Below are 21,154 nucleotides of genomic sequence, written 5' to 3'. Positions count from 1 at the left end.
CATCATGGCGTCCTCCGCGCAGCGTCCTCGGCCCAAAGATGGATCGCGGCGTAGGCGCGCCAGGGCCGCCAGGCCGCGGCCCGGTCGAGAAGCGCGGCCCGGCCCGGCCGCCCGGCGCCGGTGTCGAGGGCGCGCATCAGACCGACATCGCCCGCCGGGAAGGCATCGGCCTGAGCCAGGGCGCGCATGGCGACGTACTGGGCCGTCCACTCGCCGATGCCGGGCAGGGCCTTGAGCCGCGCGACCCGGTCGTCGAGATCGCCGCCGGGGGCGAACAGATCGGGCGTCGCCAGCATCGCCGCCGCGAGCCCCTGGATCGCCCGGCCGCGGGCGCGGGGCATGTTGAGCACGAGGGAAATCTCGGCGTCCAGAAGCTGTTCGGGCGTGGGGAAGAGGTGAGTGAGGCCCGGCTCCCCGTCGCCCTCGTCAGGGGCGAGCGGCGTGCCGAAAAAAGCCACGAGGCGGCCGGCGAGGCGCGTGGCGGCGGCCACCGAGACCTGCTGCCCGAGGATCGCCCGCACCGCCAGCTCGAATCCCTCGAAGGCGCCCGGCATGCGCAGGCCGGGACGACGGGCGACGAGGGCGGCGGTGAGCGGATCGCGGCCGAGACCGTCGGCGATCGCCCGCGGGTCGATGTCGAGATCGAACATCGCCCGCACCCGCCCCAGGATCGTTCCGTAAGCCTCGTCGGAGTCGAGACCGCGAATGCGCACCGACAGGGCCTCCGCTTCCGGCGTGACCGAGAGCGTGCCGCGTCGGTCGCCGAGGACGAAGCTGCGCGCGTAGCGGCCGGGCGTCACGTGCTCGACGCCGGGACTCGCATGATCGGCGAAGAAGCGCTCGAGATGCGCCCAGTCGTAGGGCGGCCGGATGGCCAGCAGAAAGCGGGCGCCGTCCGCGAGGGCCGTGGGCGAAGGGGCGAGGGTCATCAATCAGGCGGGGCGCGGCAAGGAGGTCGCGGCCACTCTCCGGCGGGCTTCAGCCCGGCGCAACCGGTTCGGTGCTCTCGAACTCGGCGGTGTCGCCCACGAGATCGGTCAGGGAGACGGCCAGGCGCCGTGCATCCTTCAGATGCAGCGTCGCATCCGGCGTGAGCCAGAGCGGGTGAAGGGCGCTGTGCCGGCCCGTCAGGCTGCCATGGGCGCGCACGATGCCGTCACGGCGCTCGACGACGAGCTTGTAGCGGACCTTGACCGGGTCGATCCCCTCGGCGGAGACGGCACCGCGGCCGCTCAGAACCTGAAGAACTTCGTTCGGCTCGAACATGAGGCGGGAACAGCGACCGGGAACGAGAGGCAAAAAGATTTGCCACTTAATCCCGAACTACGTCACCCGAGTTCCGCCGCCAAGATCCCGCGATGACACTCGCCCGCTTCTCCCACGCCTTCTCTGCCGACGACGGCACCGGGAAGGGGAGACGGAGCCCGCGATCCGGATCATCGCAGGCCGAAGCGTCTAGGGCAGTTCGCGTACGGTCACCCGGCCGCGCTCCACCGACAGCGCCATCCGCCCGTGCTTCAGCGCAAGCGCCTTGTCGCCGAACAGGCTCCGGCGCCAGCCCTGGAGCACGGCGACGTCCGCCGCGTCGTCGTCGGCCAAGGCTTCGAGATCGTCCACGGTGGCGATAATCTTGGGCGCGACGCCCTCGGCCTCGGCCACCGCCTTGAGCAGCACCTTGAGGAGATCGACCAACGCCCCGTTGCCGCCGCGGGAGCGGCTGCGCTCGGGCATGGCGATCTGCGACGGGTCGCGGGCGAAGCCCCGCTCGACCGCGGCGAGGATCTCGGCGCCGGTGCGCGAGCGCTCGAAGCCGGCGGGGATGGTGCGCAGCCGCCCCAGCGCCTCGACGCTGCGGGGGCCGGCGGTGGCGATGTCGATCACCGCCTCGTCCTTGAGGATGCGTCCGCGGGGCACGTTGCGGCTCTGCGCCTCCGCCTCTCGCCAGCCGGCCACCTCCATCAGCACCGCGATCTCGCGCGGCTTGCGCATCCGCCCGGCGAGCCGGCGCCAAGCCTGGGCGGGGTCGGCCTGATAGGTCTCCGGCGAAGTGAGGACCGCCATCTCCTCGTCGAGCCAGAGGCCGCGGTCGGTGCTCAGCAGTTCGGCCGCCAGCACCTGATAGATCGTCACGAGATGGGTGACGTCCGACAGGGCGTAGGCGAGCTGCGCCTCCGAAAGGGGACGGCGCGACCAGTCGGTGAAGCGGGAGGACTTGTCGATGCGCGCCTTGGCGACGTCGTTGACGAGCTGCTCGTAGGACACCGAGTCGCCGTAGCCGCAGACCATGGCCGCGACCTGCGTATCGAAGAACGGGTGCGGCAGGAGCCCGCCGAGGAGCCAGATGATCTCCAGATCCTGTCGGGCCGAATGGAACACCTTCACGGTGCCCTCGTCGGCCATCAGGTCGAAGAACGGCTTGAGATCGAGATCCTTCGCAAGCGGATCGACGAGGCAGGCGAACCCGTCCGGACCCGCCATCTGGATCAGGCACAGTTTCGGATAATAGGTCGTCTCGCGCATGAACTCCGTATCGACGGTGACGAAGGGCTGCGCGGCGAGACGGGCACAGGCGTCGGACAGAGCCTGCGTTGCGGAGATCAGTTCCATGAACCGGCTATACCGAAGGTCGCGCGCTATCGCGAGCCGACGGAAGGCCTCTTGTCCCCACGCGATTGCTCCGAGCCGAGAAAAGTTTGCCCGCTCACGCCGCCCGGCGGGGGTGACGCCCGCCGCGCCCCTTCCGCTGCGCCTCCGCACGGGCGAGGAGCCAGTCGAGGATGCCGGTCTCGATGCGCGTGCCGGAGGCGGGCTCGGTCAGCCGGCGGATGCGGTCGGCGCGCAGGCCGCGATAGAGGCCGTGCGCCCGGTCGGTCCCTCCGAGCAGGGTGCGGCCGGGCCCGAGCTTCAGCTCGCGCGCATCGAGCGTGCGGGTCGTCCAGGCGCCGCGCGCGTCCTCGTAGACGACCTCGAACGTCCCTTCGAGGGGCAGGGTCCGCCAGGGCCCCTGGTCCTCGCCGGTGGCGGCCGGCGCGGCCCGGCGACCGGAGCGGAGGCCGGGCGCCTTCATGGGGTGAAAGTCTCGAAATTGCATGGGCTTGATATGGGATCCGGCCCGGTTTTCCACAAGCGCGCAAGCGGGTTTCTGGGGCGGTCATGACGCGGTGCGAAAACGAACTTTGCCTTCGAAACCGCATTGTATTCGGGCTAAGGTTACGCTTGGCGGGGACGGGCGACGAGCGGGTTCGCGGGAGAGGCGGGATGAGTACGATTCGGTTCCGAGCGGCGCGCTGGGCGCTCGCGGGGATGCTGGCTGCGGTCGTCGGCGCCTTCCTCCATCCGGCGCCCTCGCGCGCCCAGTCCTTCCAGACGGCGGCCGTCCACGCGATCCTGATCGATGCCGAATCCGGCTCGGTGCTGTTCGAGAAGGGCGCCGACGAGCCGTTCTCGCCGGCGAGCATGGCCAAGCTGATGACGGCGGAGATCGTGTTCCGCGCCATCAAGGAGGGCCGCCTCTCCATGGACACCGAATTCACGGTGACGGAGGACGCGTGGCGCCGCGGCGGGGCCGGCGGCGGCGGCTCGTCGATGTTCGCGCAGGTGAACAGCCGCATCAAGCTCTCCGACCTGCTGCGCGGCCTGATCGTGCAGTCGGGCAACGACGCGGCGATCACCATCGCCGAGAACATGGCGGGCACCGAGGAGGCGTTCGCCGGGATGATGAACCAGCGCGCCAAGGAGATCGGCCTGACGCGTTCGACCTTCCGCAACGCGACCGGCTACTCGGCCCCCGACCAAAAGGTGACCGCCCGCGACATGGCGCGGATTGCGCAATACATCATCGACACCTACCCCGAGTTCTACAAGATCTATTCCGAGCGCGAGTTCACCTGGAACAAGATCAAGCAGCAGAACCGCAACCCGCTCCTGACCCTGGATATCGGCGCGGACGGCCTGAAGACCGGCTACCTCGAAGAATCCGGCTACGCGCTGACCGGCTCGGCGGTGCAGAACGGCCAGCGCCTCATCATGGTGGTCTCCGGCCTGAAGACCGCGCGGGACCGCGCGGCGGAGGCCCGCAAGATGATGGAGTGGGGGTTCCGCGCCTTCGAGCCGCGCCAGGTCTTCGCCGCGAACGAGACCGTGGCCGACGTCTCCGTCTTCGGGGGTGAGAAGGGCTCGGTGCCGGTCGTGGCCAAGAAGCCGGTGCGCCTGCTGCTGCCCCGCGGCGCCACGGATCGCGTCACGGCCAAGGTCGTCTATCAGGGTCCGCTGGTCGCGCCGGTGGAGCAGGGCCGCGAGGTCGCCCGTCTGCGCGTCACCCGCGGCGACGCCGTCGCCCTGGAGCAGCCGCTCTATGCCGGGGAGACGGTGGAGGCCGGCACCCTGTCGCAGCGGGCGCTCGACGCGGCGCTGGAGGTCGGCACCGATCTCGTCCGCCGCGCCTTCGAGAAGGCCAAGGGCGGCAACGGTTCGAGCGGAAACGGCTCCGGCGGGGCTTCCGCCAGCGGCGCGGCGAGCGGCAATTCCTGAGGCTCCGCGCCGGTCCCGGACCTGACCGGGTCAGGGAGCGGAGGAAGCGTTGCCGGGGGCGTAGGCGCGGATCCCGAGCGGCAGGTCCGCTCCGGGCCGTCGGAAGGACTCGGGCACAGCCCCCTGGCGCGCATCGCCCCCCGCTGGAAGGGGTCCTGCGCTCGCCCGGACGCTCACGGCGTCCCAGGGTCCTGCGATCTCGAACAGCGTAGCCGTCGGCGGCGTTCCGTCAGCGGCGCTCGCGCGGGCCTGGAGCTCGGCCCGCGCTTGGAAGCGGCGGTCAGCCAGGGCGACACGCCCGTTCAACGAGGCGCCGAGGGTGCGCGAGGCGAGCCGGCCCTCGACGATCTCGCCGACGCCGTCGGCGAAGAGCAGCGTGACGGCCGCGTGCTCGAACGGCGTCCGGCCGTTGCGCCGCGCCAGCGCGCCCGGCGCCAGCGCCCCGCCGCGGTGTATCACGTCGGCGAGGTCGAGACCCGACAGGGCGCCGTCCTCGCTCTCCAGGGCGACCCGGCCCGAGACGGAACGGGTTAGCGCCCCGACATCGTATCCGGCTCCCTCCAGGGCGAGGCTGCCGCGCGTCGCCCCGAGCATCCAACGGCTCTGCCCGAGATCGTTCAGCAGGGCGCCGAGATCGAGCCTGTCGAAGCTGCCCTGGGCCTTCACCCGCGTCAGCGCCGCGTCCCCCTCGTCGGAGGCGAACGAGACGCGCCCCTTGATCATCCCGCCGCGGAGGTTGGCGCGGCCGACCGAGGCTTCGATGCCGCTCTCGCGGACGAGAATGCTGGAGGCGAGATCCGTGATCTGCACCGGCCCGATCCGGGCATTGCCGGCGGAAATCCGCAGATCGAGATCGCCGCCGGTGAACGGCCGCAGATCGAGGGATTGCCCGCGCCACGCCGCGTCGTCGGCATGATCGAGGCCGGTCAGACGCAGCACGCCGGCGAAGAGGGGCGAGAGGTTGAGATTCTCGGCGGCCAAGGTGGCCTGGACCGCGGTACGCCGCGGGCCGAAGGTGGCCGAGCCTGCTCCTTCGAGGACGTTGCCGTCGCTGCGGACGGTGACGCTGGGGAACTGGACCTGACCCGAGCCGGCCTCGAAGCTACCCTCGACCGAGAAGTCCTCGACGAAGGGGGACAGGGCGAGGCCGCCGCCGGTGAGGGCCAGCGTCCGGTGCAGGGAGCGGGTCTGGAGGCGGCCGGTGCCGGAGGCCTTGAGACCGTCGCGCACGCTGCCGCTGCCGTCGGCGTTCAGCGAGCCGGTCGGCCACGTTACGGCGGCGGAGAACGGGCTCTCACCGCCGGAGAGGAGCGCGTAGGGGCGCAGGCCCGTGAGCGTGATCCGGGCGTTGCCGTCGTCCCAGCGGAAGCCTCCGGTCAGAGCGAGGCTCTCGCTCCAGGCCGGCCAGGAGACGGTGAGATCGACGTCGCGGGCCGTCCGCAACGTGCCGTCCCGCGGATCGAGACCCGTCACCGAGCAGCGCGCCAGGATGACCCGCCGCGGCCGGTCCCCGACCTCGCCGGCGATGCTGTGGGTCAGCCGCTCGGCGGCGCCGGACCAGCGGGTATCCCCCGCATCCTGCGCCAGCACCACCTCGGCGCCGTCGAGGGTCAGGGAATCGACTTCGACCCGGCCGGTGAGCAGGGCGGCGAGACCGAGCTGAAGCGAGAGGTTCCCGCCCGAGGCCAGCACCGGCCCGGCCGCATCGCCCCCGGTGAGGCGAATATCCTGGAACACGATCCGCGGGAGGGGGAGCAGCACCACCTCCGTGCGCCCCCAGGCCGCGAGGGCCACGCCCCAGTTCTCCTGGAGGCCCTGGCTCACGAAGCGCGCCGCGCCGGGCGCCTCGACCGACCAGGGCAGGCAGGCAGCCACCGACGCCGTGGCGAGAAGCCCGAGGCCGAGAGCGGAAAGGGTGCGGCGCAGCGACATTGCACTCCGTGGGCGGGCGATGCGGATCGGATCATGCCGAACCGCACCGGCGTGACGCGCCGTGCGATCCGACTGCTTAGCCGGTTCCGGTCCTTCTGTCCCGCGGCCGAGGGGAAACCGACCCGCAATGCGGTGGATGGCGCGGCCGGTCCTGTGGAGAAGGACCGGCGCAGCCCCTGCGACTCTGCGGGCGGTTACGGCGCGGGATTTTTGCATCGCGCGCAAATGCGTCGCCGGTTTGACGAAGACGGTCCTGCGTTGCACACCCGATCGCCATCGATCGGGAGGGCGGCCGGCCGCCGAGTCGGGAAGCCCGAAGCTTGGCCAAGCCCGCCCCGGCGGAAGACAAGGAAGGGACGCTGTCGATGAAGAAGGTCTACCCGGATCCGAAGGCCGCGCTCGCCGGCCTCCTGCGCGACGGCATGACGATCATGGCCGGCGGCTTCGGCCTGTGCGGCATCCCGGACGAGCTGATCGACGCGATTCAGGCCTCGGGCGTGAAGGACCTGACCGTCATCTCCAACAATGCTGGCATCGACGGCGTGGGGCTGGGCAAGCTGCTCGACACCCGCCAGGTCAAGAAGATGATCTCGTCCTATGTCGGCGAGAACAAGGAATTCGCCCGCCAGTATCTCGGCGGCGAACTGGAGATCGAGTTCAACCCGCAAGGGACGCTGGCCGAGCGCATCCGCGCCGGGGGCGCCGGCATCCCGGCCTTCTTCACCAAGACCGGCGTTGGCACCAAGGTCGCCGAGGGCAAGGAGGTGCGCGAGTTCGACGGCGAGAGCTACGTGATGGAGCGCGGACTGTTCGCGGATCTGGCCATCGTCCACGCCTGGAAGGGCGATACCGAGGGCAACCTCGTCTACCGGAGGACGGCGCGCAACTTCAATCCGATGATGGCCACCGCCGCGGAGGTCACGGTCGCCCAGGTCGAGCACCTCGTCGAGCCCGGCGAGATCGACCCCGACCACATCCACACGCCTGGCATCTTCATCGGCCGCATCCTCCACGTGCCGGTGCGCGAGAAGCGCATCGAGCAGCGCACCGTGCGCAAGCGCAAGGAGCCGGAAGCGGCGGCGGCCGGCGGCGGCCAGATCTGACGTCTCGACACACGGCCGCGAGGCCGCAAGCGCGACGGCGCGTCGCCGCCCGGGCGGCGGACGGCGCATCGTCGCTCCCGAGGATGCGCCCAGCAAGGAACTGAAAGATGGCCTGGACCCGTGAACAGATGGCGGAGCGCGCCGCGAAGGAGCTGGAGGACGGCTTCTACGTCAATCTCGGCATCGGCATCCCGACCCTGGTGTCGAACTACATTCCGGACGGCATGTCGGTGCAGCTGCAGTCGGAGAACGGCATGCTCGGCATGGGCCCGTTCCCCTACGAGGGCGAGGAGGATCCCGACCTCATCAATGCCGGCAAGCAGACCATCACCGCTCTGCCGACAACGAGCTACTTCTCCTCGGCCGACTCGTTCGGGATGATCCGCGGCGGCCATATCGACCTGTCGATTCTCGGCGCGATGCAGGTCGCCCAGAACGGCGACCTCGCCAACTGGATGATCCCCGGCAAGATGGTGAAGGGGATGGGCGGGGCGATGGATCTCGTCGCCGGCGTCAAGAAGGTCGTCGTGGTGATGGAGCACGTCGCCAAGGGCAAGGACGGCTCCGAGAGCCCGAAGCTCCTGAAGGCCTGCGACCTGCCGCTCACGGGCACGCAGGTGGTCGACATGGTGATCACCGATCTCGGCGTCTTCACCATCGATAAGAAGGGCGAGGGCGGCATGACCCTGGTCGAACTCGCCGACGGCGTCACCGAGGACGAGATCCGCGCCAAGACCGAGGGTGAGTTCACCGTCGCCCTGGCCTGAGCCCTTCGCCCGCAGGGCCTGCCCTGCGGCGGCTCGATGGATGAGAGAAAGGACGGTCGGCTCCGGCAGACGCCGACCCTCGAACCGCGAAAACAGGTTGACCGGACGCGCTGGTGGGAGGCCGCGCCGTTTTCCAGCCACCCGGCACTCCGTCCTTCCGGGTTCGCCGCCGGTGTCCGAGAATGGCGCCGGGCGAGGGCGGGCGGCTCGACAAGGTGTCCTTTAGGTCCGATGTCCGCAATCAGGGCGCCGAGACTTGGGACGACCCGAAAATTCAATCGTCGCATCGCTTAATAGAAATTTAGTCGGCGATCTTCAAATCTCGGATTCGTACGGTTCGAGATTTTTCAATGGCGATCCAATTACGGCGGGCCGGCCTGCGCGCTCAGATCGCGGTTCTGGGGGTGAGCGGCGCGCTCCTCCTCGGGCTGATCTACGCCGACGGTGCCCGCACCCAGGCGGCGTTGCAGCAGGTCGCCGACGGCAGTGCCCAACTGCACCTCGCAATGATCACCGTCGATCGCGCCCTAGCGGTCGCCCGTCAGGCCGAGACGGACTTTCTCATCCATCGCCGCGAGGCGCTGATCGAAACCCGGGAGCGGGCGCTGGCCGAGGCGGGTGAGGCGCTGACCCAGGTCGAGCAGCGCGCCGCCGAGGTGCCCTCCGATGACCCGCTGCGCCGGGCGGACGCGATCCGGCCGAGCCTGAACCTCTACGCGACGCGGTTCCAGAACGTCGCCGCGGCCCAGCGGACGCTCGGATTCAACGAAACGCAGGGGCTCCAGGGGCGCCTGAGGGACGCTGTTCATCAGGTCGAGGCGCGGCTCGCGCAATCCGACCTACTTCCGCTGAACGCCCTCATGCTGACGATGCGCCGGCACGAGAAGGATTTCATGCTGCGCGGCGGCGACAAGTATGTCGATGCCCTGCGCGAGAGCGTCGATGCCTTCGAGCAGGCCTTGAAGGGAGCGCCCCTGGCCGAGACGACACGGGCCGAGTTGCGCGAGCGGATCAGGACCTACGAACAGGGCTTCCTCGCCTATGCGGCCGGCGCCGACACGCTGAAGGAGGAGGCGGCCGACCTCGATACCATCGTCCAGCGCCTGCAGCCGCTGACGACCGAGGTTCGCCGGACCATCGAATCGCTCAATGCGCAAGCGCAGAGCGCGATCGCCGCCTCGCGCGAGACGACGACGCGGCGGATGCTGTGGGCGATCGCCCTGACGGTGCTCTGCACCGGCCTCCTCTCCCTCTGGGTCGGACAGCGGATTTCCCGTCCGCTGCGGATGATGGCGCGGGCCATGGAGGCCCTGGCCGGCGGCGATCTCGCCGTGACGGTGCCGACGCTGCGGCGGCGCGACGAACTCGGTGCGATCGCGGCGGCCTTCGCCGTGTTCCACGCCAAAATGGTCGAGAACCGCGATCTGACGGCGGAGCGGCTGGCCGAGCGCCTCCGGAGCGAGGCCGAGCGCCGGCAGGCCATGCTGGCCCTCGCCGACCGCCTGGAGACGGAAGTCGGCGGCGCGACCCGCGACCTCGCCGAGGCGGCCGCCCGGATGCAGCACGAGGCGCAGGTCGTCTCGGGCGCCGTGGCGCAGACAGGCGAGCGCGCCGTCTCCGTCGCGGCCACCTCCGAACAGACCTCGGCAAACGTGCATCAAGTCTCCGCCGCCACGGAGGAATTGACCGCCTCGATCGGCGAGATCTCGGCACAGGTCACGCTCTCGGCCCAGGCCACCCGCGTCGCCCTTCAGGAAGCGGGCCGCACCGGCACTGCCGTGCGGGACCTCGCGGAGACGATGGACCGGGTCGGCGAGGTCGTCGGCCTGATCGCCGGGATCGCGGACCAGACCAACCTCCTGGCGCTCAACGCGACGATCGAGGCGGCGCGGGCCGGGGAATCCGGGCGCGGCTTCGCCGTCGTCGCGACCGAGGTCAAAGCCCTGGCCGGGCAGACGGCACGGGCGACCGGCGACATCCGCGATCAGATCGCGGCGATCCGCGACGCGATGGCGGAAGCGATCGATGCCGCCTCCGGCATCGAACACCGCGTCGGCGAGATGAGCACCATCGCGGAGGCGATCGCGGCGACGATGGAGCAGCAGAGCGCGGCGGTTCGGGACATTGCAGGCCACGTCGTCCGGGCCGCGACGGGCACGCAGCTGGTCTCCGGCACGATCGCCGGCGTCAGCAGCGACGTCGACCGCGCCGCCGGTGCGGCGAGCGGCGTCTCCGCGGCCGCGCGGAGCGTGGCCGACCGCTCCCGCGTTCTGGCCGACGACGTGTCGCGCTTCCTGGTTCACGTCAGGGCCGCCTGAGCGCCGCCAGGAGGACGCTCACGGCCGACCCGGTCCCGCCGGGCCGAACGAAATCTCCGCCTGCGGCCGTGATCTCAAGCATCTGACATCGCAACGTTATTTTCGAGTATCGGCCGTGATCGGCCCGTCTCGTGCCGCAGCGCTAATCGGGCGTTAAGCCGATTCGTCGAAATTTCCGCAACTGCCGCGCGGGGCGCCGTGAAGCACCACCCGGCAGCGGGACCGAGACGACACGAGAGGCAGTTTGCGTATGCGTAGCGTTGCGGACAACGTCATTCCCTTCCGCCGGCCGGCTCCCTCTCCGGCCATCTATCGGGACGACAACCGGAGCCGGTCGCGGGCGGATCAGCGCAGCCTGATGGATGCGGTCTACGCCACCGGAACGCTCCCCGTGGCGGCCGGCGACCGCGAGACAAAGCTGATCGCCTCGCGCCTCCAAGTCTACGGCTTCCTCACCATCGAGGAGATGGACGAGGACGGCACCCTGCGCCGCCTGCGCCCGTCGGAGGCCATCCGCGCCCGTTCCGAGCGGCCCTGGCGCCTGTCGAAGGCCGGCTACGGCGCGGGCCTGCCGGTGACGATCCCCTCCGTCGACGATTTCCTGTTCGAGCCCGAAGGTCTGCCGGCCTGATCGGCGCGCCGGATGGCTCAGGCGTGGCCGTCGGCGGTCTCGTCCTCGTCGCCCGCCATCGCCGCCACGCTCTCGCCGCGGAGGAAGCGGGCCTGAAGGTCGGCGACGCGGCGGGCCGATTGCGCGTGTTTCGCCGAGACCTCCTTCGAAGGCGCCATCCCGCGCTTGACCGCCAGAAGATCGGGGTCGCCCCAGCGCTCAAGCAAGGTCTGAAAGGCCGCGTGGCGGGCGGGATCGAAGGGGAGGCGGCGTCCCATCCCGTCCTTGTAGGGATGGGGCGGGTGGATTCCGGCGCAGGGCACGAAGCCGTCGGGGATCGGCGTCGTCGCCGCATGGGTGCGCCCGGCCCGCAGAAGCTTCGGCAGCACGTGGGTGTGCGGCCCTTCGGGACTCATCTCGCCCGGACCGGGGATCGGCGCGCAGACCTCGATCCGGCCGATGCGCGCGCAGAAGACCCGGTGCGGGCTCATCGCCACGAGCCGCGGGCCGATGGGATTGTCGGGAGCGAAGACCGGCCGGCCGACACCCGCGCGCAGGCAGGCCACGGCCTCCGGATCGCTCGCGCGCACGCACGCATCGACGGCCAGCAGCCCGAGCCCGAGATCGAACAGGATCGCCTCGCGGTCCTCCTCCCGCGCCGCCGCCCGGTCGGGGCCGAGTTCGGTGACGACGCTGCGCCCGTTCATGGCGCAGGCGGAGACGGGCAGGCACAGCGCTAAAGCGTGATTGTAGCCGCCGGTGAAGCCGGTCTCGTAGGCGACCGGCCGCAGATCGGCGCCCGGCGTCAGGGCGATGGCGCCGCGGGCGGTGGCGAGGCCCAGCCGCGCGTCGGATAAGGCACGCACCGGCTCGTCCTCGTCGCGCATGAACTCGGCGATGGCGCCGAAGCTGCCGAGGCTCCAGGCGGTGCCGGGATCGGCGAGAGCGTCGCGCAGCAGCGTTTCGACGGCGGAGGGGGCGGGGATCGGCGGCATCTCTCGTCTCCTTCGCGGCTGCGCGGGCTCAGGGCCGGATGTGACGCGACGGACGGCAGGTCTCGTCGCTCACGGGTCACGGCCTACTTGCCGCCTTCCCGGATGAGGTCCGTCCAGTGATGTCGGTGGCGAGCAAGCTTACTGCTTACACTTGGGGGCAACCGCAGCACGGGCTCGCGGACCCGAACCGCGTTCCCTTTCGATCTTCGAAGGGGGCCGCCGGCTTCGGGGAGTGCGGGAGAGTCGGGAGAGGGTCAACCGGAACCCTTTGCACGACCGAACATCAGCGTGGAATTTCTCTGAGATCAAATCGATCGATGGAGCATGGCTGCCGTCCTTCACACTCGGGCAATGTTGGAGAATCGGCGTAGGCTCCGGCTTGATTTTCGTAGTTTAAAGACCACAATCTCCTATGCCGACGATCCGTCGCACAATCGTTTTTCAAAGTTGGATCGACGGTTTGCGGGACGTTCGCGCCGTCGCGCGCATAGCCAAGCGGATCGATCGGTTGGCGCTCGGCAATCCGGGCGACGTCAAACCGGTTGGAGACGGCGTCAGCGAGATGCGGATCGACTACGGACCCGGCTACCGGGTCTACTTCACCACTCAAGGCAGGCAGATCGTCATTCTGCTCTGCGGCGGAGACAAGAGCTCTCAGGAGCGGGACATTCGTGCAGCGAAGGCGCTTGCGAAGGATCTATGACATGGCCCTCGAAACCCATCCCTACGACAGTGCCGAACACCTGAAGACGCCCGAGCACATCGCGGCCTATCTCGATGCCGTGCTGGAAGATAACGATCTGGCTTTGCTTGCTCACGCACTGGGTGTCATCGCTCGAGCCCGCGGGATGACGCAGATCGCTCAGGATGTCGGCCGGTCGCGAGAGCAGCTCTATCGAACGCTCTCCGAGAAAGGGAACCCGCAGCTCGACACGCTCATGGGTGTGTTGAAGTCGCTGGGCCTGCGCCTCAGTGTGCATCCGATCGACGCGGAACGGTCGGCCTGAGAAAGGGCTTCACGAATCGCAGCTCGATCTTACAGCCGGGCCGGAGGCGTTCGCGGCCTCCTCTCACTCCCACTCGATCGTGCCGGGCGGCTTCGAGGTGATGTCGTAGGTCACCCGGTTGATGCCCTTCACCTCGTTGATGATCCGCGTCGCGACGCGGCCGAGGAAGGCCATGTCGAAGGGGTAGAAGTCGGCGGTCATGCCGTCGACCGAGGTGACGGCGCGCAGGGCGCAGACGTGGTCGTAGGTGCGCCCGTCGCCCATCACGCCGACCGTCTTCACCGGCAGGATCACCGCAAACGCCTGCCAGATCGTGTCGTAGAGGCCGGCCTGCCGGATCTCGTCGAGATAGATCGCGTCGGCCTTGCGCAGGGCCTCCAGTTTTTCGCGCGTGATCACGCCGGGGCAGCGGATGGCCAGCCCCGGGCCGGGGAAGGGGTGACGGCCCACGAAAGCCTCGGGCAGGCCGAGTTCCTTGCCGAGCAACCGAACCTCGTCCTTGAACAGCTCGCGCAGGGGCTCCACGAGCCGCATGTTCATGCGCTCGGGCAAGCCGCCGACATTGTGGTGGCTCTTGATCGTCACCGAGGGGCCGCCGGAGAACGAGACGCTCTCGATCACGTCCGGGTAGAGCGTGCCCTGGGCGAGGAAGGCGGCACCGCCGATCTTGTTCGCCTCGGCCTCGAACACATCGATGAACAGGCGGCCGATCGTCTTGCGCTTCACCTCGGGGTCGTCGACGCCTTCGAGCGCGCCGATGAACAGGTCCTGCGCCTGCACGTGGACGAGGGGGATGTTGTAGTGGTCGCGGAAGAGCCGGACGACCTCGTCGCCCTCGCCGAGGCGCATCAGGCCGTGATCGACGAAGACGCAGGTGAGCTGGTCGCCGATCGCCTCGTGGATCAGCACCGCCGCGACCGAGGAATCGACGCCGCCGGAGAGGCCGCAGATCACCTTCTCCTTGCCGACCTGCTCGCGGATTTTGGCGATCGCCTCCTCGCGGTAGGTGCCCATGGTCCAGTCGCCGGAGCAGCCGGCGATGTCGCGCACGAAGTTGCGGATCAGCAGCGCGCCGTGGGGGGTGTGGTGCACCTCCGGATGGAACTGGACGGCGTAGTAGCGCCGCGCCTCGTCGGCCACGGCGGCGAAGGGCGCGTTGCGCGACATCGCGATGGTGCTGAAGCCGTCCGGCAGCTTGGTGACCCGGTCGCCGTGGCTCATCCAGACCGGGTACTTCTCACCCGTGTGCCAGACGCCCCGGAACAGCGGCGACTCGGACACGATCTCCACCTCGGCGCGGCCGAACTCGGCATGGTGGCCGCCCTCGACCTCGCCGCCGAGCTGGGCCGCCATGGTCTGCTGGCCGTAGCAGATGCCGAAGACCGGCACGCCGGATTCGAAGATTTTCTGGGGGGCGCGCGGCGACAGGTCCGTCGTGACCGATTCCGGGCCGCCCGACAGGATCACGCCCTTGGGCCGGTGCTCGTCGAAGGCGGCGTCCGCCTTGGTGAACGGCACGATCTCGCAATAGACGCCCTCCTCGCGCACGCGGCGGGCGATGAGCTGCGTCACCTGGGAGCCGAAATCGACGATCAGGATCTTGTCGTGGTGGGACGTGTCGATGGTCATGCTGCCTCGGGCCTTCTGCGATACCGGTTAGACGAGGCCTCGGGACGGCGCAACGCGTGTGACGCCGCCGGCACGGCGATCGATCGAAGCGGCCTCAGCGATCTCGCGACACGACGAGCGCGCGGCGGAGCGTGTTCAGGACAGGCCGAGGCTTCTGTCGCAACAAATGCATCGGCCGCCCGAGACCTTCGCGGGGGCAGCGGCCGTTCATTTCGGATCGCGAACCATCAAATGAATGAATCGAACCGTCATCTCGTGCTGCGAGACCGATGTGATGGCTCCAGTGTGCCGCCGTTAATCTGACGTTCACGATTCGAGGGCGACACGGCAGCCCCTCGAAACGGACAGGAGCCATCCGACCATGAGAGCTGCCCTCTTCGGAATCGCCGTCACGATCGCAGGTTTCGGCGCCGCCGCGCCGGCCCAGGCCCTCCCCCTCTCCGGCGCCGCTCCGCTGTCGGAAGGACTCTTCCAACAGGCTCAGTACAGCCGCCGGGTCATCCGCGGCCCGCGCTGCAAGACCGTCGTCACCAAGCGCCGCGGCCGGTTCGGCCGGGTGGTCGTCGTCCGCGAGCGCCGCTGCTTCTGATCCGGCACGCCTGACGAAGCGCGATGAGCGGCCCCCGGCGACGGGGGCCGTTTTTTTACGACTTCAGCAGGCCGTGGCCGCGCATCCAGGCCATGAACAGGGCGGGCCATGTGGCCGCCGGGCTGCCCGGCACGCCGAGCCCGAAGCCGTGGCCGCCGCGCTCGAACAGGTGCATCTCCGCGGGCACCTTCGCCGCCCGGAGCGCCGCGTACATGAGGAGCGGGTGGTCGGTGACCGCAATCCGGTCGTCGGAGGCCTGAACCATGAAGACCGGCGGCGTGCGGGCGTTGACCTGGACCTCCACCGAGTAGGCCCGCCGCCGCGCGTCGGGCGGGTCGTCGCCGACGAGCACCCGGCGGCTCGACATGGTGCGGTCGAACGGCGCCCGCATGGTGATGATCGGGTAGATCAGCCCGGCGAAGGAGGGGCGGGCGCTCAGGCCGTCCGCGTCGTCCATGTCGTCGTAGAGATCCTGCTCGGCATCGGTCGCGGTCACGCCCATCAGGTGGCCGCCCGCGGAGAAGCCGAGCACGCCGACCCGGTCCGGATCGAGGCCGTATTCCTCCGCCTTCCAGCGGATGAGGCGCATGGCCCGCTGCGCGTCCTGCCGCGGCGCGTCGGGGCCGTCGCGCCACTCCTCGCTCGGAAGCCGGTAGACCAGCACGAAGGCGGTGATGCCACCGCGCGCCAGCCACTGCCCGACCGGGAGTCCCTCATTGCCGATGTCGATGCGCAGGTAGCCGCCGCCCGCGGCGATCAGGACGCCGGCGCCGTTCGGGCGCTCGGGACGGATGACGAGGAGGCAGGGTCGCGCCACCGCGGTGATCACGCCGGTCAGGGTCTCGTCGAAGCGGTATTCCGAGCGGAACGGGCCGCCGCCGCCCGGCGGCAGGTCCGGCCACAGATCGATGACCTCAAGGTCGGAGCCGGGCGCGGCATGCGGCAGGGGCTGGACGACCTCGCCGCTCTGCGGACGCACCGGAAGCCGTACCGCCGGCTGCGCGTCCGGCTGCTGCGTCCGCGCCTCGGCCCCGGTCAGCAGTACCGCCGTCCCCGCGAGCAGGGCTCGCCGGTGGAGCGTCATGGTCTCGGCCTCGCCGTCATCGAAACTCCCGTTGCGCCGCCGCAAAGGAATCTCGTCCGTGGCGGCCGCCCCCGCGTGGTCCCACGCGGCTCCCGTGGACAACGGGGAAGGCGCGCGAGCGATCCGGCCTCGGTTCAGCTTTTGCGTGTCATCGTCGCGACATAGAAGCCGTCGGTGCCGGTCAGAGCCGGGCTCATCTGGATGCCGCGCGCCGTCCGGCGGATGTTTCCGTCGAGGCCGGGAACGGCGCCGAGATCGGTCGGCACCGCCTGGATCGCACCGCCGCAACGGCGAAGCAGGCCGTCCACGGCGGCATCGTTCTCCTCGGGCAAGAGCGAGCAGGTGACGTAGACGAGCGTCCCGCCGGGCCGCAGAAGCGCGGCCGCCCGGTCGAGCACCTCGGCCTGCTCGGCGATCCGGCCGGCGAGGCTGCCCGGCCGCAGGCGCCACTTGGCGTCGGGGTTGCGCCGCCACGTGCCCGTACCGGTGCAGGGCGCATCGACCAAGACCCGGTCGACCGTGCCGTCGAGATCGGCCAGCACGTCGGCGCGCGCCTTGCCCGTGCGCGGCGTGCGCACCTCGACCTCGGCGCCCGAGCGGCGCAGGCGCTCGTGGATCGGGGCGAGCCGGCGCGGGTCGGCATCGGTGGCGATGAGGCGGGCGGCATTGCCGGTGATCGCGGCGAGCGCCAGCGACTTGCCGCCGCCGCCCGCGCAGAGATCGACGATTGTCTCGCCCGGACGCGCTCCGGCGAGCAGGCTCGCGATCTGCGAGCCCTCGTCCTGGATCTCGAACCCGCCCTCCAGGAACAGCGGATCGACGTGCAGGGCCGGGCCGCGCCCGTCCTCGCCCAGCGGAATGCGCAGGCCCAGTGGCGAGAGCGGCGTCGCCTCGGGCGAGAGGTCGGCGAGCGCCTCCAGGGCCGCGTCGCGACTCTGCTTCAGGGTGTTGGCGCGGATGTCGAGCGGCGCCCGGCGACCGAGCGCCCGCAACTCGGTCAGGAGCGCGTCGCCGAACAGCTCGGTCAGCGAGGGCAGGACGAAGGCGGGCGCATCGCCCGCCACCTCGGGCGGCGCGTCGGCGAGGCTTCCCTCCGCCAGCCGCCTGCGCTCGTCGTCGGTGAGGGGAGGGGGGGCGAAGCGCGCGCCGTCGAACAGCGACGCGATGCTCGGCTCGGCCAGGCCGCGCTGCAGGCGCAGCATGCCGATGAGGATGGCGCGACCGGTCTCCTCGCCCATGATCCAGGCGGCGGAGGCCCGGCGGCGCAGCCCGTCATAGACGAGGCTCGCGATCGCGGCGCGGTCGCCGGAGCCGGCGAAGCGGTGGGCGAGGCCCCAATCCTTGAGGGCGTCGGCCGCTGGCCGGCGGCGCGCGGCGATGTCGTCCAGGATCTCGATGGCGGCGGAGAGGCGGGCGGAGGGGGTCAGGATCGGCTCCGGAAACGTTTCGTTAAACTTGCCACCGTGCGGCCACGCTTGGACCCGCGGCCCGACACGATACGGCCGAGCTTCCGGCTCTTTGGCCGTCCAGAACGGCACGATGGCCCCGTCCGTCAAGGACATGTGAGGAAAGGACCCCCGGGATGCCGTCCGTGAAGCCGATCATTTGCGCGAGCCTGCTCGCGCTCACCCTTGCCGCCTGCTCCACCGCGCCGGCCGCGCCGAGCCTCGATCCGGTGCCTCCGCCCGCCCGTCGGCCCGACGCCAAGACGCAGCTCGAATACGGCAACCCGCCTCCGCCGCCGCCCGGCCGTTACTGACGGCCGATCCCGACGAACGGCGAAACCGGGGCGGCTCAGGCCGCCTCGCGGACGCGCCGGTGCTCGTAGGCCTTGAGATGCGTCAGCACGCGGTCGAGCACCGGCGTCTCCACGCCCTTGGCCCGGCCGCGCTCGATCAGGTCGCCGACGATGTGGTCGGCCTCGATGCGGGCGCCGCCCTCGATGTCGCGCAGCATCGACGCCGTCATCGCCGAGCCCTCCGCCGTCAGCATCTTGCGCGCGCCGGCGAAGACCTTGTCGCGGGCGGCGTTGCCGTTGGCTGCGGCCACCGCCTGGCACTCATCGTGCAGCGCCTCGATGAAGGCCTTGCCGCCGGGCGCCGCGATGATGTCGCCCAGAGCCGCCCGCATCAGCGTGGTCGCCCCCGCGAGCGTCGCGAGGAAGACCCACTTCTCCCACATCTCCAGAAGCATCCTGTCGCTGGCGCGGGCCTGGAAGCGCACGCCCTCCATCTGTGCCTCGATCCGCTCCATCCGCTCGGACCGTGACCCGTCGCGCTCGCCGTAGGTGAAGGTGTGCAGGTCGGTCATCTGCCGGATCGCGCCGTCGCGCGTCAGCGTCGCGACGATGCCGCAGCTTCCGCCCAGCACCCGCTCGGCGCCGAAGGCCCGGTCCAGCACGTCGAGATGGCGCAGACCGTTGAGGATCGGCAGCACCGCGGTGCCGGGCCCGACGGCGGGGGCGACGTCCGCCACCGCCGGATCGAGGTCGTAGGCCTTGGCGGAGAGGAGAACGAGGTCGAAGGGACCCGCTCCGGCGAGACGGTCGGCCGTCACCGTCTGCGGCGCCGGAATGTGCAAGTCTCCCACCGGGCTCAGCACCCGCAGGCCGTCCGCCGCCAGCTTCTCGGCCCGCGCCGGACGCACGAGGAAGGTCACGTCCCGTCCGACTTCCGCCAGCCGCGCGCCGAAATAGCCGCCGGTCGCACCGGCTCCGACCACGAGAATCCGCATCGTCCGTCCCTTTCGTTGCCCCTCCCATACCGCGAAGCCTCGCGCCCCGCACCCCGCGGGTTCGCGATCCGGTAATCAGTTCATTCGATGGCGCGATACGCTCCCCGCAGCGACCTGGAAACGCGAGCGCACTGCGGCTAAGCTTGGTTTCACCAGACGGCCCCTGCATTCCGCACCGGCGATTGCTGGCTTTCGCGGATTTCGTCCATGCGCCCCCTCTCGACCCTCGCCGTTCTGGCCGCGGGGATTCTTCCCGTCCTCGCCTCTCAGCCCGCCGCCGCGGTCGAACGGCAGCCGTTCGAAGTCGTGAAAGGCTGGGAGGTCGAGCGCACGATCGGCGATACCAGCGCCAATCCTTGCCTGATGACCCATGCCTACGAGGACAAGGACGACAACAACGCCGCGAATGCCGTGGTCTTCGCGCTTCGGGGCTCCTCGGTCGCGCTGGTGCTGGTCTATCAGGGCTGGGACTTCGACAAGGAGGAAGCCGTCAAGGTGCCCCTCTTCCTCGACAAGAAGGCGATCAAGGTGAAGACGACCTGGATCGGCGACGGGAAGACCCTGCGCACCCAGCTGCCCGACAGCGTCGTCCCGGACCTCCTCGCGGCCAAGACGGTGATCCTGCGCTTCGAGGACAGCGACGCGGATTTCCGCATCCCGGATTTCGCGGCGGGCTACGAGTCGCTGCGCCGCTGCGATGCCACGCCGGCCAATGTGGCCGCCGCTCAGCCGCGGGCACCCGGAGCCGCGGCGCTCCAGGCCGGCCCGGCACAGCCCACCCTGCCGCCGCAGCAGCGGATCGCGGCCTACGCGATCGGCCTGTCGCTGCAGCGCGTGCTGAAGGAATGCGACGTGTCCTCGACCGGCAAGCAGCGCGCCGCCGTGGACGCCCGGATGGCCGCCCTCCAGCCGGAGATGGTCCCGCTCGACGCACAGCTGCGCAGCGAATTGAAGCGCAACGGCGAGAGTTGCCCTCCGGCGGACAAGCAGGCGGACTTTCAGGAGATCCTGCGCAAGTTCATCGATCTGAGCCCGGAAGACCTGGTCGCCGCCCTGGAAAAGCAGCCCGCGGCGGAGAAGGCCCCGGAAGCGGCGCCCGGTCCGAAGCTCTGAGGCTTCCCGGCGGCGGAGACGCCGCCCGATCCGCGACGGGTGACGGCCGGACCATCGGGAAGGGCGGAGCTCCTCGCTCCGCTACCTCGTAAAACCCTGTGCGGGATGTGCGCTTCGAGGCTGGTTGCGCTGGCGGGCTGCGGCTAGGCTTCCTCAGCCGGCTGGCCATCTCGCATTCCGCGGGCGGCTCGGTGCGGCCGTCCTCGCGGAGATGTCGCGTGCGCCTCTCACCCGTCACGGCAGCGATGCTGGCGACGCTCCTCGGCGGCCCGGTCGCCGCCGCCGACCGCGCACCGTTCGAGACCGTCGGCGGTTGGGCGATCGAGCGCCGTGGCGGCCAGACCGACGCACCCGCCTGCCGGATGACCCGCAGCGAGAAGGACGCGCAGGGCGAGATCACCGGCCTCGTGATCGTCTCCCTCGATCGCGGCGGGCTGACCTTGGCGGTGGCCGACCGGAACTGGGATTTCCCGGCGGGCGAACGCTTCACCGTGCCGATGCTCCTCGACGGGAAGCCCGCCGGGACGACGCTGATCTGGACCGGCGACGGCCAGATCCTGCGCACGGCACTGCCCGAGACGCTCGTGCCGGATCTGCTGGCCGCGCGGGCGCTGGCGCTCCGCTTCGCCGACGGCGACATGCCGGTCGCCGTCCCCGACCTCGCGGCGGCCGTCGCCGCCCTGCGGCGCTGCGCGACCGGATCGTCGAGCAAGCCCGCGGTCGCGGTGGAGCCCCCCCTCCCGC

At 70.4% G+C, this 21,154-nt stretch carries 20 protein-coding genes, 1 pseudogene and 1 riboswitch; of the genes and pseudogenes, 11 read left to right on the top strand and 10 right to left on the bottom strand.

What is annotated here, in order from left to right; all coding sequences use genetic code 11:
• Positions 1-2 precede the first annotated feature (2 nt).
• From ABS772_RS25085 to ABS772_RS25070, 4 genes are all read right to left on the bottom strand, one after another.
• Complete coding sequence (locus ABS772_RS25085) at positions 3-929, bottom strand: DNA-3-methyladenine glycosylase family protein (protein ID WP_350397402.1); 927 nt, start codon at positions 927-929, stop codon at positions 3-5.
• 49 nt (positions 930-978) lie between these two features.
• The gene (locus tag ABS772_RS25080; protein ID WP_238254920.1) at positions 979-1,266 is read right to left on the bottom strand and encodes a hypothetical protein; all 288 of its coding nucleotides are present in this window, start codon (positions 1,264-1,266) and stop codon (positions 979-981) included.
• A 189-nt stretch (positions 1,267-1,455) separates the two neighbouring features.
• Complete coding sequence (rnd, locus tag ABS772_RS25075; protein WP_350397401.1) at positions 1,456-2,607, bottom strand: ribonuclease D; 1,152 nt, start codon at positions 2,605-2,607, stop codon at positions 1,456-1,458.
• 94 nt (positions 2,608-2,701) lie between these two features.
• The gene (locus ABS772_RS25070) at positions 2,702-3,091 is read right to left on the bottom strand and encodes a hypothetical protein (protein ID WP_350397400.1); all 390 of its coding nucleotides are present in this window, start codon (positions 3,089-3,091) and stop codon (positions 2,702-2,704) included.
• A gap of 212 nt (positions 3,092-3,303) precedes the next feature.
• On the opposite strand from ABS772_RS25070, the gene ABS772_RS25065 reads away from it, so the two are divergent.
• On the top strand, positions 3,304-4,530 hold the full coding sequence (locus tag ABS772_RS25065) for a D-alanyl-D-alanine carboxypeptidase family protein (RefSeq protein ID WP_350397453.1): 1,227 nt from the start codon (positions 3,304-3,306) through the stop codon (positions 4,528-4,530).
• 30 nt (positions 4,531-4,560) lie between these two features.
• Here ABS772_RS25065 and ABS772_RS25060 read toward each other — a convergent pair whose 3' ends face one another.
• A complete protein-coding gene (locus ABS772_RS25060) occupies positions 4,561-6,462 on the bottom strand; it encodes an AsmA family protein (RefSeq protein ID WP_350397399.1) in 1,902 nt (633 codons plus the stop codon).
• 365 nt (positions 6,463-6,827) lie between these two features.
• Here ABS772_RS25060 and ABS772_RS25055 point away from each other — a divergent pair, with 365 nt between their 5' ends.
• The 4 genes from ABS772_RS25055 (at position 6,828) to ABS772_RS25040 (ending at position 11,281) form a co-directional block, all read left to right on the top strand.
• Positions 6,828-7,565, top strand: coding sequence for a CoA transferase subunit A (locus ABS772_RS25055; protein WP_238254939.1), 738 nt, complete (start codon positions 6,828-6,830; stop codon positions 7,563-7,565).
• Between the two features lie 107 nt (positions 7,566-7,672).
• Positions 7,673-8,332 carry a 3-oxoacid CoA-transferase subunit B gene (locus ABS772_RS25050; RefSeq protein WP_238254924.1) on the top strand — a complete coding sequence of 220 codons (660 nt, stop codon included), beginning with the start codon at positions 7,673-7,675 and terminating at the stop codon, positions 8,330-8,332.
• Between the two features lie 350 nt (positions 8,333-8,682).
• A complete protein-coding gene (locus tag ABS772_RS25045; RefSeq protein WP_350397398.1) occupies positions 8,683-10,650 on the top strand; it encodes a methyl-accepting chemotaxis protein in 1,968 nt (655 codons plus the stop codon).
• A gap of 250 nt (positions 10,651-10,900) precedes the next feature.
• On the top strand, positions 10,901-11,281 hold the full coding sequence (locus tag ABS772_RS25040; protein ID WP_238254926.1) for a hypothetical protein: 381 nt from the start codon (positions 10,901-10,903) through the stop codon (positions 11,279-11,281).
• A gap of 17 nt (positions 11,282-11,298) precedes the next feature.
• Here the strand turns inward: ABS772_RS25040 and ABS772_RS25035 are convergent, their stop codons facing one another.
• Complete coding sequence (locus ABS772_RS25035; RefSeq protein WP_350397397.1) at positions 11,299-12,255, bottom strand: DUF6925 family protein; 957 nt, start codon at positions 12,253-12,255, stop codon at positions 11,299-11,301.
• A 37-nt stretch (positions 12,256-12,292) separates the two neighbouring features.
• A riboswitch (cobalamin riboswitch) is annotated at positions 12,293-12,491 on the bottom strand.
• Between the two features lie 176 nt (positions 12,492-12,667).
• Between ABS772_RS25035 and ABS772_RS25030 the strand changes: the two genes are divergently transcribed.
• The gene (locus ABS772_RS25030; RefSeq protein ID WP_350397396.1) at positions 12,668-12,958 is read left to right on the top strand and encodes a type II toxin-antitoxin system RelE/ParE family toxin; all 291 of its coding nucleotides are present in this window, start codon (positions 12,668-12,670) and stop codon (positions 12,956-12,958) included.
• Between the two features lies 1 nt (position 12,959).
• Positions 12,960-13,262, top strand: coding sequence for an addiction module antidote protein (locus tag ABS772_RS25025; protein WP_350397395.1), 303 nt, complete (start codon positions 12,960-12,962; stop codon positions 13,260-13,262).
• A 63-nt stretch (positions 13,263-13,325) separates the two neighbouring features.
• Here ABS772_RS25025 and guaA read toward each other — a convergent pair whose 3' ends face one another.
• Positions 13,326-14,891: a glutamine-hydrolyzing GMP synthase gene (gene guaA, locus ABS772_RS25020; protein WP_238254929.1), complete on the bottom strand. Its 1,566-nt coding sequence runs from the start codon at positions 14,889-14,891 to the stop codon at positions 13,326-13,328.
• Between the two features lie 361 nt (positions 14,892-15,252).
• Here guaA and ABS772_RS25015 point away from each other — a divergent pair, with 361 nt between their 5' ends.
• Complete coding sequence (locus ABS772_RS25015) at positions 15,253-15,480, top strand: hypothetical protein (protein ID WP_238254930.1); 228 nt, start codon at positions 15,253-15,255, stop codon at positions 15,478-15,480.
• A 55-nt stretch (positions 15,481-15,535) separates the two neighbouring features.
• Here the strand turns inward: ABS772_RS25015 and ABS772_RS25010 are convergent, their stop codons facing one another.
• Both ABS772_RS25010 and ABS772_RS25005 read right to left on the bottom strand, forming a co-directional pair.
• On the bottom strand, positions 15,536-16,564 hold the full coding sequence (locus ABS772_RS25010; protein ID WP_350397452.1) for an alpha/beta hydrolase: 1,029 nt from the start codon (positions 16,562-16,564) through the stop codon (positions 15,536-15,538).
• Positions 16,565-16,698: 134 nt separating this feature from the next.
• Positions 16,699-17,991, bottom strand: a complete 1,293-nt coding sequence (locus tag ABS772_RS25005) for an RsmB/NOP family class I SAM-dependent RNA methyltransferase (RefSeq protein WP_350397451.1) — start codon at positions 17,989-17,991, stop codon at positions 16,699-16,701.
• A gap of 164 nt (positions 17,992-18,155) precedes the next feature.
• On the opposite strand from ABS772_RS25005, the gene ABS772_RS25000 reads away from it, so the two are divergent.
• Entirely contained in the window at positions 18,156-18,323 is a 168-nt protein-coding gene (locus ABS772_RS25000; RefSeq protein WP_238254942.1) for a hypothetical protein, read from the top strand.
• 35 nt (positions 18,324-18,358) lie between these two features.
• On the opposite strand, the gene panE is transcribed toward ABS772_RS25000, so the two are convergent.
• Positions 18,359-19,297: a 2-dehydropantoate 2-reductase gene (gene panE, locus ABS772_RS24995; RefSeq protein ID WP_350397394.1), complete on the bottom strand. Its 939-nt coding sequence runs from the start codon at positions 19,295-19,297 to the stop codon at positions 18,359-18,361.
• A 207-nt stretch (positions 19,298-19,504) separates the two neighbouring features.
• On the opposite strand from panE, the gene ABS772_RS24990 reads away from it, so the two are divergent.
• Entirely contained in the window at positions 19,505-20,410 is a 906-nt protein-coding gene (locus tag ABS772_RS24990) for a hypothetical protein (RefSeq protein ID WP_350397393.1), read from the top strand.
• Positions 20,411-20,628: 218 nt separating this feature from the next.
• Positions 20,629-21,154 (top strand): annotated as a pseudogene (locus ABS772_RS24985) (hypothetical protein); the annotation flags it as partial.

Source organism: Methylorubrum podarium, from assembly GCF_040270385.1.
GTDB classification, from domain to species: Bacteria; Pseudomonadota; Alphaproteobacteria; order Rhizobiales; family Beijerinckiaceae; genus Methylobacterium; species Methylobacterium podarium.
The sequence above is the reverse complement of the archived record's forward strand: the minus strand, read 5'-3'. Positions and strand labels throughout refer to the sequence as shown.

Coding starts and splice junctions, on each gene's coding strand:
- ABS772_RS25085 (WP_350397402.1), bottom strand. CDS start 929: ATGACCCTCGCCCCTTCGCCCACGGCCCTCGCGGACGGCGCCCGCTTT.
- ABS772_RS25080 (WP_238254920.1), bottom strand. CDS start 1,266: ATGTTCGAGCCGAACGAAGTTCTTCAGGTTCTGAGCGGCCGCGGTGCC.
- rnd (WP_350397401.1), bottom strand. CDS start 2,607: ATGGAACTGATCTCCGCAACGCAGGCTCTGTCCGACGCCTGTGCCCGT.
- ABS772_RS25070 (WP_350397400.1), bottom strand. CDS start 3,091: ATGCAATTTCGAGACTTTCACCCCATGAAGGCGCCCGGCCTCCGCTCC.
- ABS772_RS25065 (WP_350397453.1), top strand. CDS start 3,304: ATGCTGGCTGCGGTCGTCGGCGCCTTCCTCCATCCGGCGCCCTCGCGC.
- ABS772_RS25060 (WP_350397399.1), bottom strand. CDS start 6,462: ATGTCGCTGCGCCGCACCCTTTCCGCTCTCGGCCTCGGGCTTCTCGCC.
- ABS772_RS25055 (WP_238254939.1), top strand. CDS start 6,828: ATGAAGAAGGTCTACCCGGATCCGAAGGCCGCGCTCGCCGGCCTCCTG.
- ABS772_RS25050 (WP_238254924.1), top strand. CDS start 7,673: ATGGCCTGGACCCGTGAACAGATGGCGGAGCGCGCCGCGAAGGAGCTG.
- ABS772_RS25045 (WP_350397398.1), top strand. CDS start 8,683: ATGGCGATCCAATTACGGCGGGCCGGCCTGCGCGCTCAGATCGCGGTT.
- ABS772_RS25040 (WP_238254926.1), top strand. CDS start 10,901: ATGCGTAGCGTTGCGGACAACGTCATTCCCTTCCGCCGGCCGGCTCCC.
- ABS772_RS25035 (WP_350397397.1), bottom strand. CDS start 12,255: ATGCCGCCGATCCCCGCCCCCTCCGCCGTCGAAACGCTGCTGCGCGAC.
- ABS772_RS25030 (WP_350397396.1), top strand. CDS start 12,668: ATGCCGACGATCCGTCGCACAATCGTTTTTCAAAGTTGGATCGACGGT.
- ABS772_RS25025 (WP_350397395.1), top strand. CDS start 12,960: ATGGCCCTCGAAACCCATCCCTACGACAGTGCCGAACACCTGAAGACG.
- guaA (WP_238254929.1), bottom strand. CDS start 14,891: ATGACCATCGACACGTCCCACCACGACAAGATCCTGATCGTCGATTTC.
- ABS772_RS25015 (WP_238254930.1), top strand. CDS start 15,253: ATGAGAGCTGCCCTCTTCGGAATCGCCGTCACGATCGCAGGTTTCGGC.
- ABS772_RS25010 (WP_350397452.1), bottom strand. CDS start 16,564: ATGACGCTCCACCGGCGAGCCCTGCTCGCGGGGACGGCGGTACTGCTG.
- panE (WP_350397394.1), bottom strand. CDS start 19,297: ATGCGGATTCTCGTGGTCGGAGCCGGTGCGACCGGCGGCTATTTCGGC.
- ABS772_RS24990 (WP_350397393.1), top strand. CDS start 19,505: ATGCGCCCCCTCTCGACCCTCGCCGTTCTGGCCGCGGGGATTCTTCCC.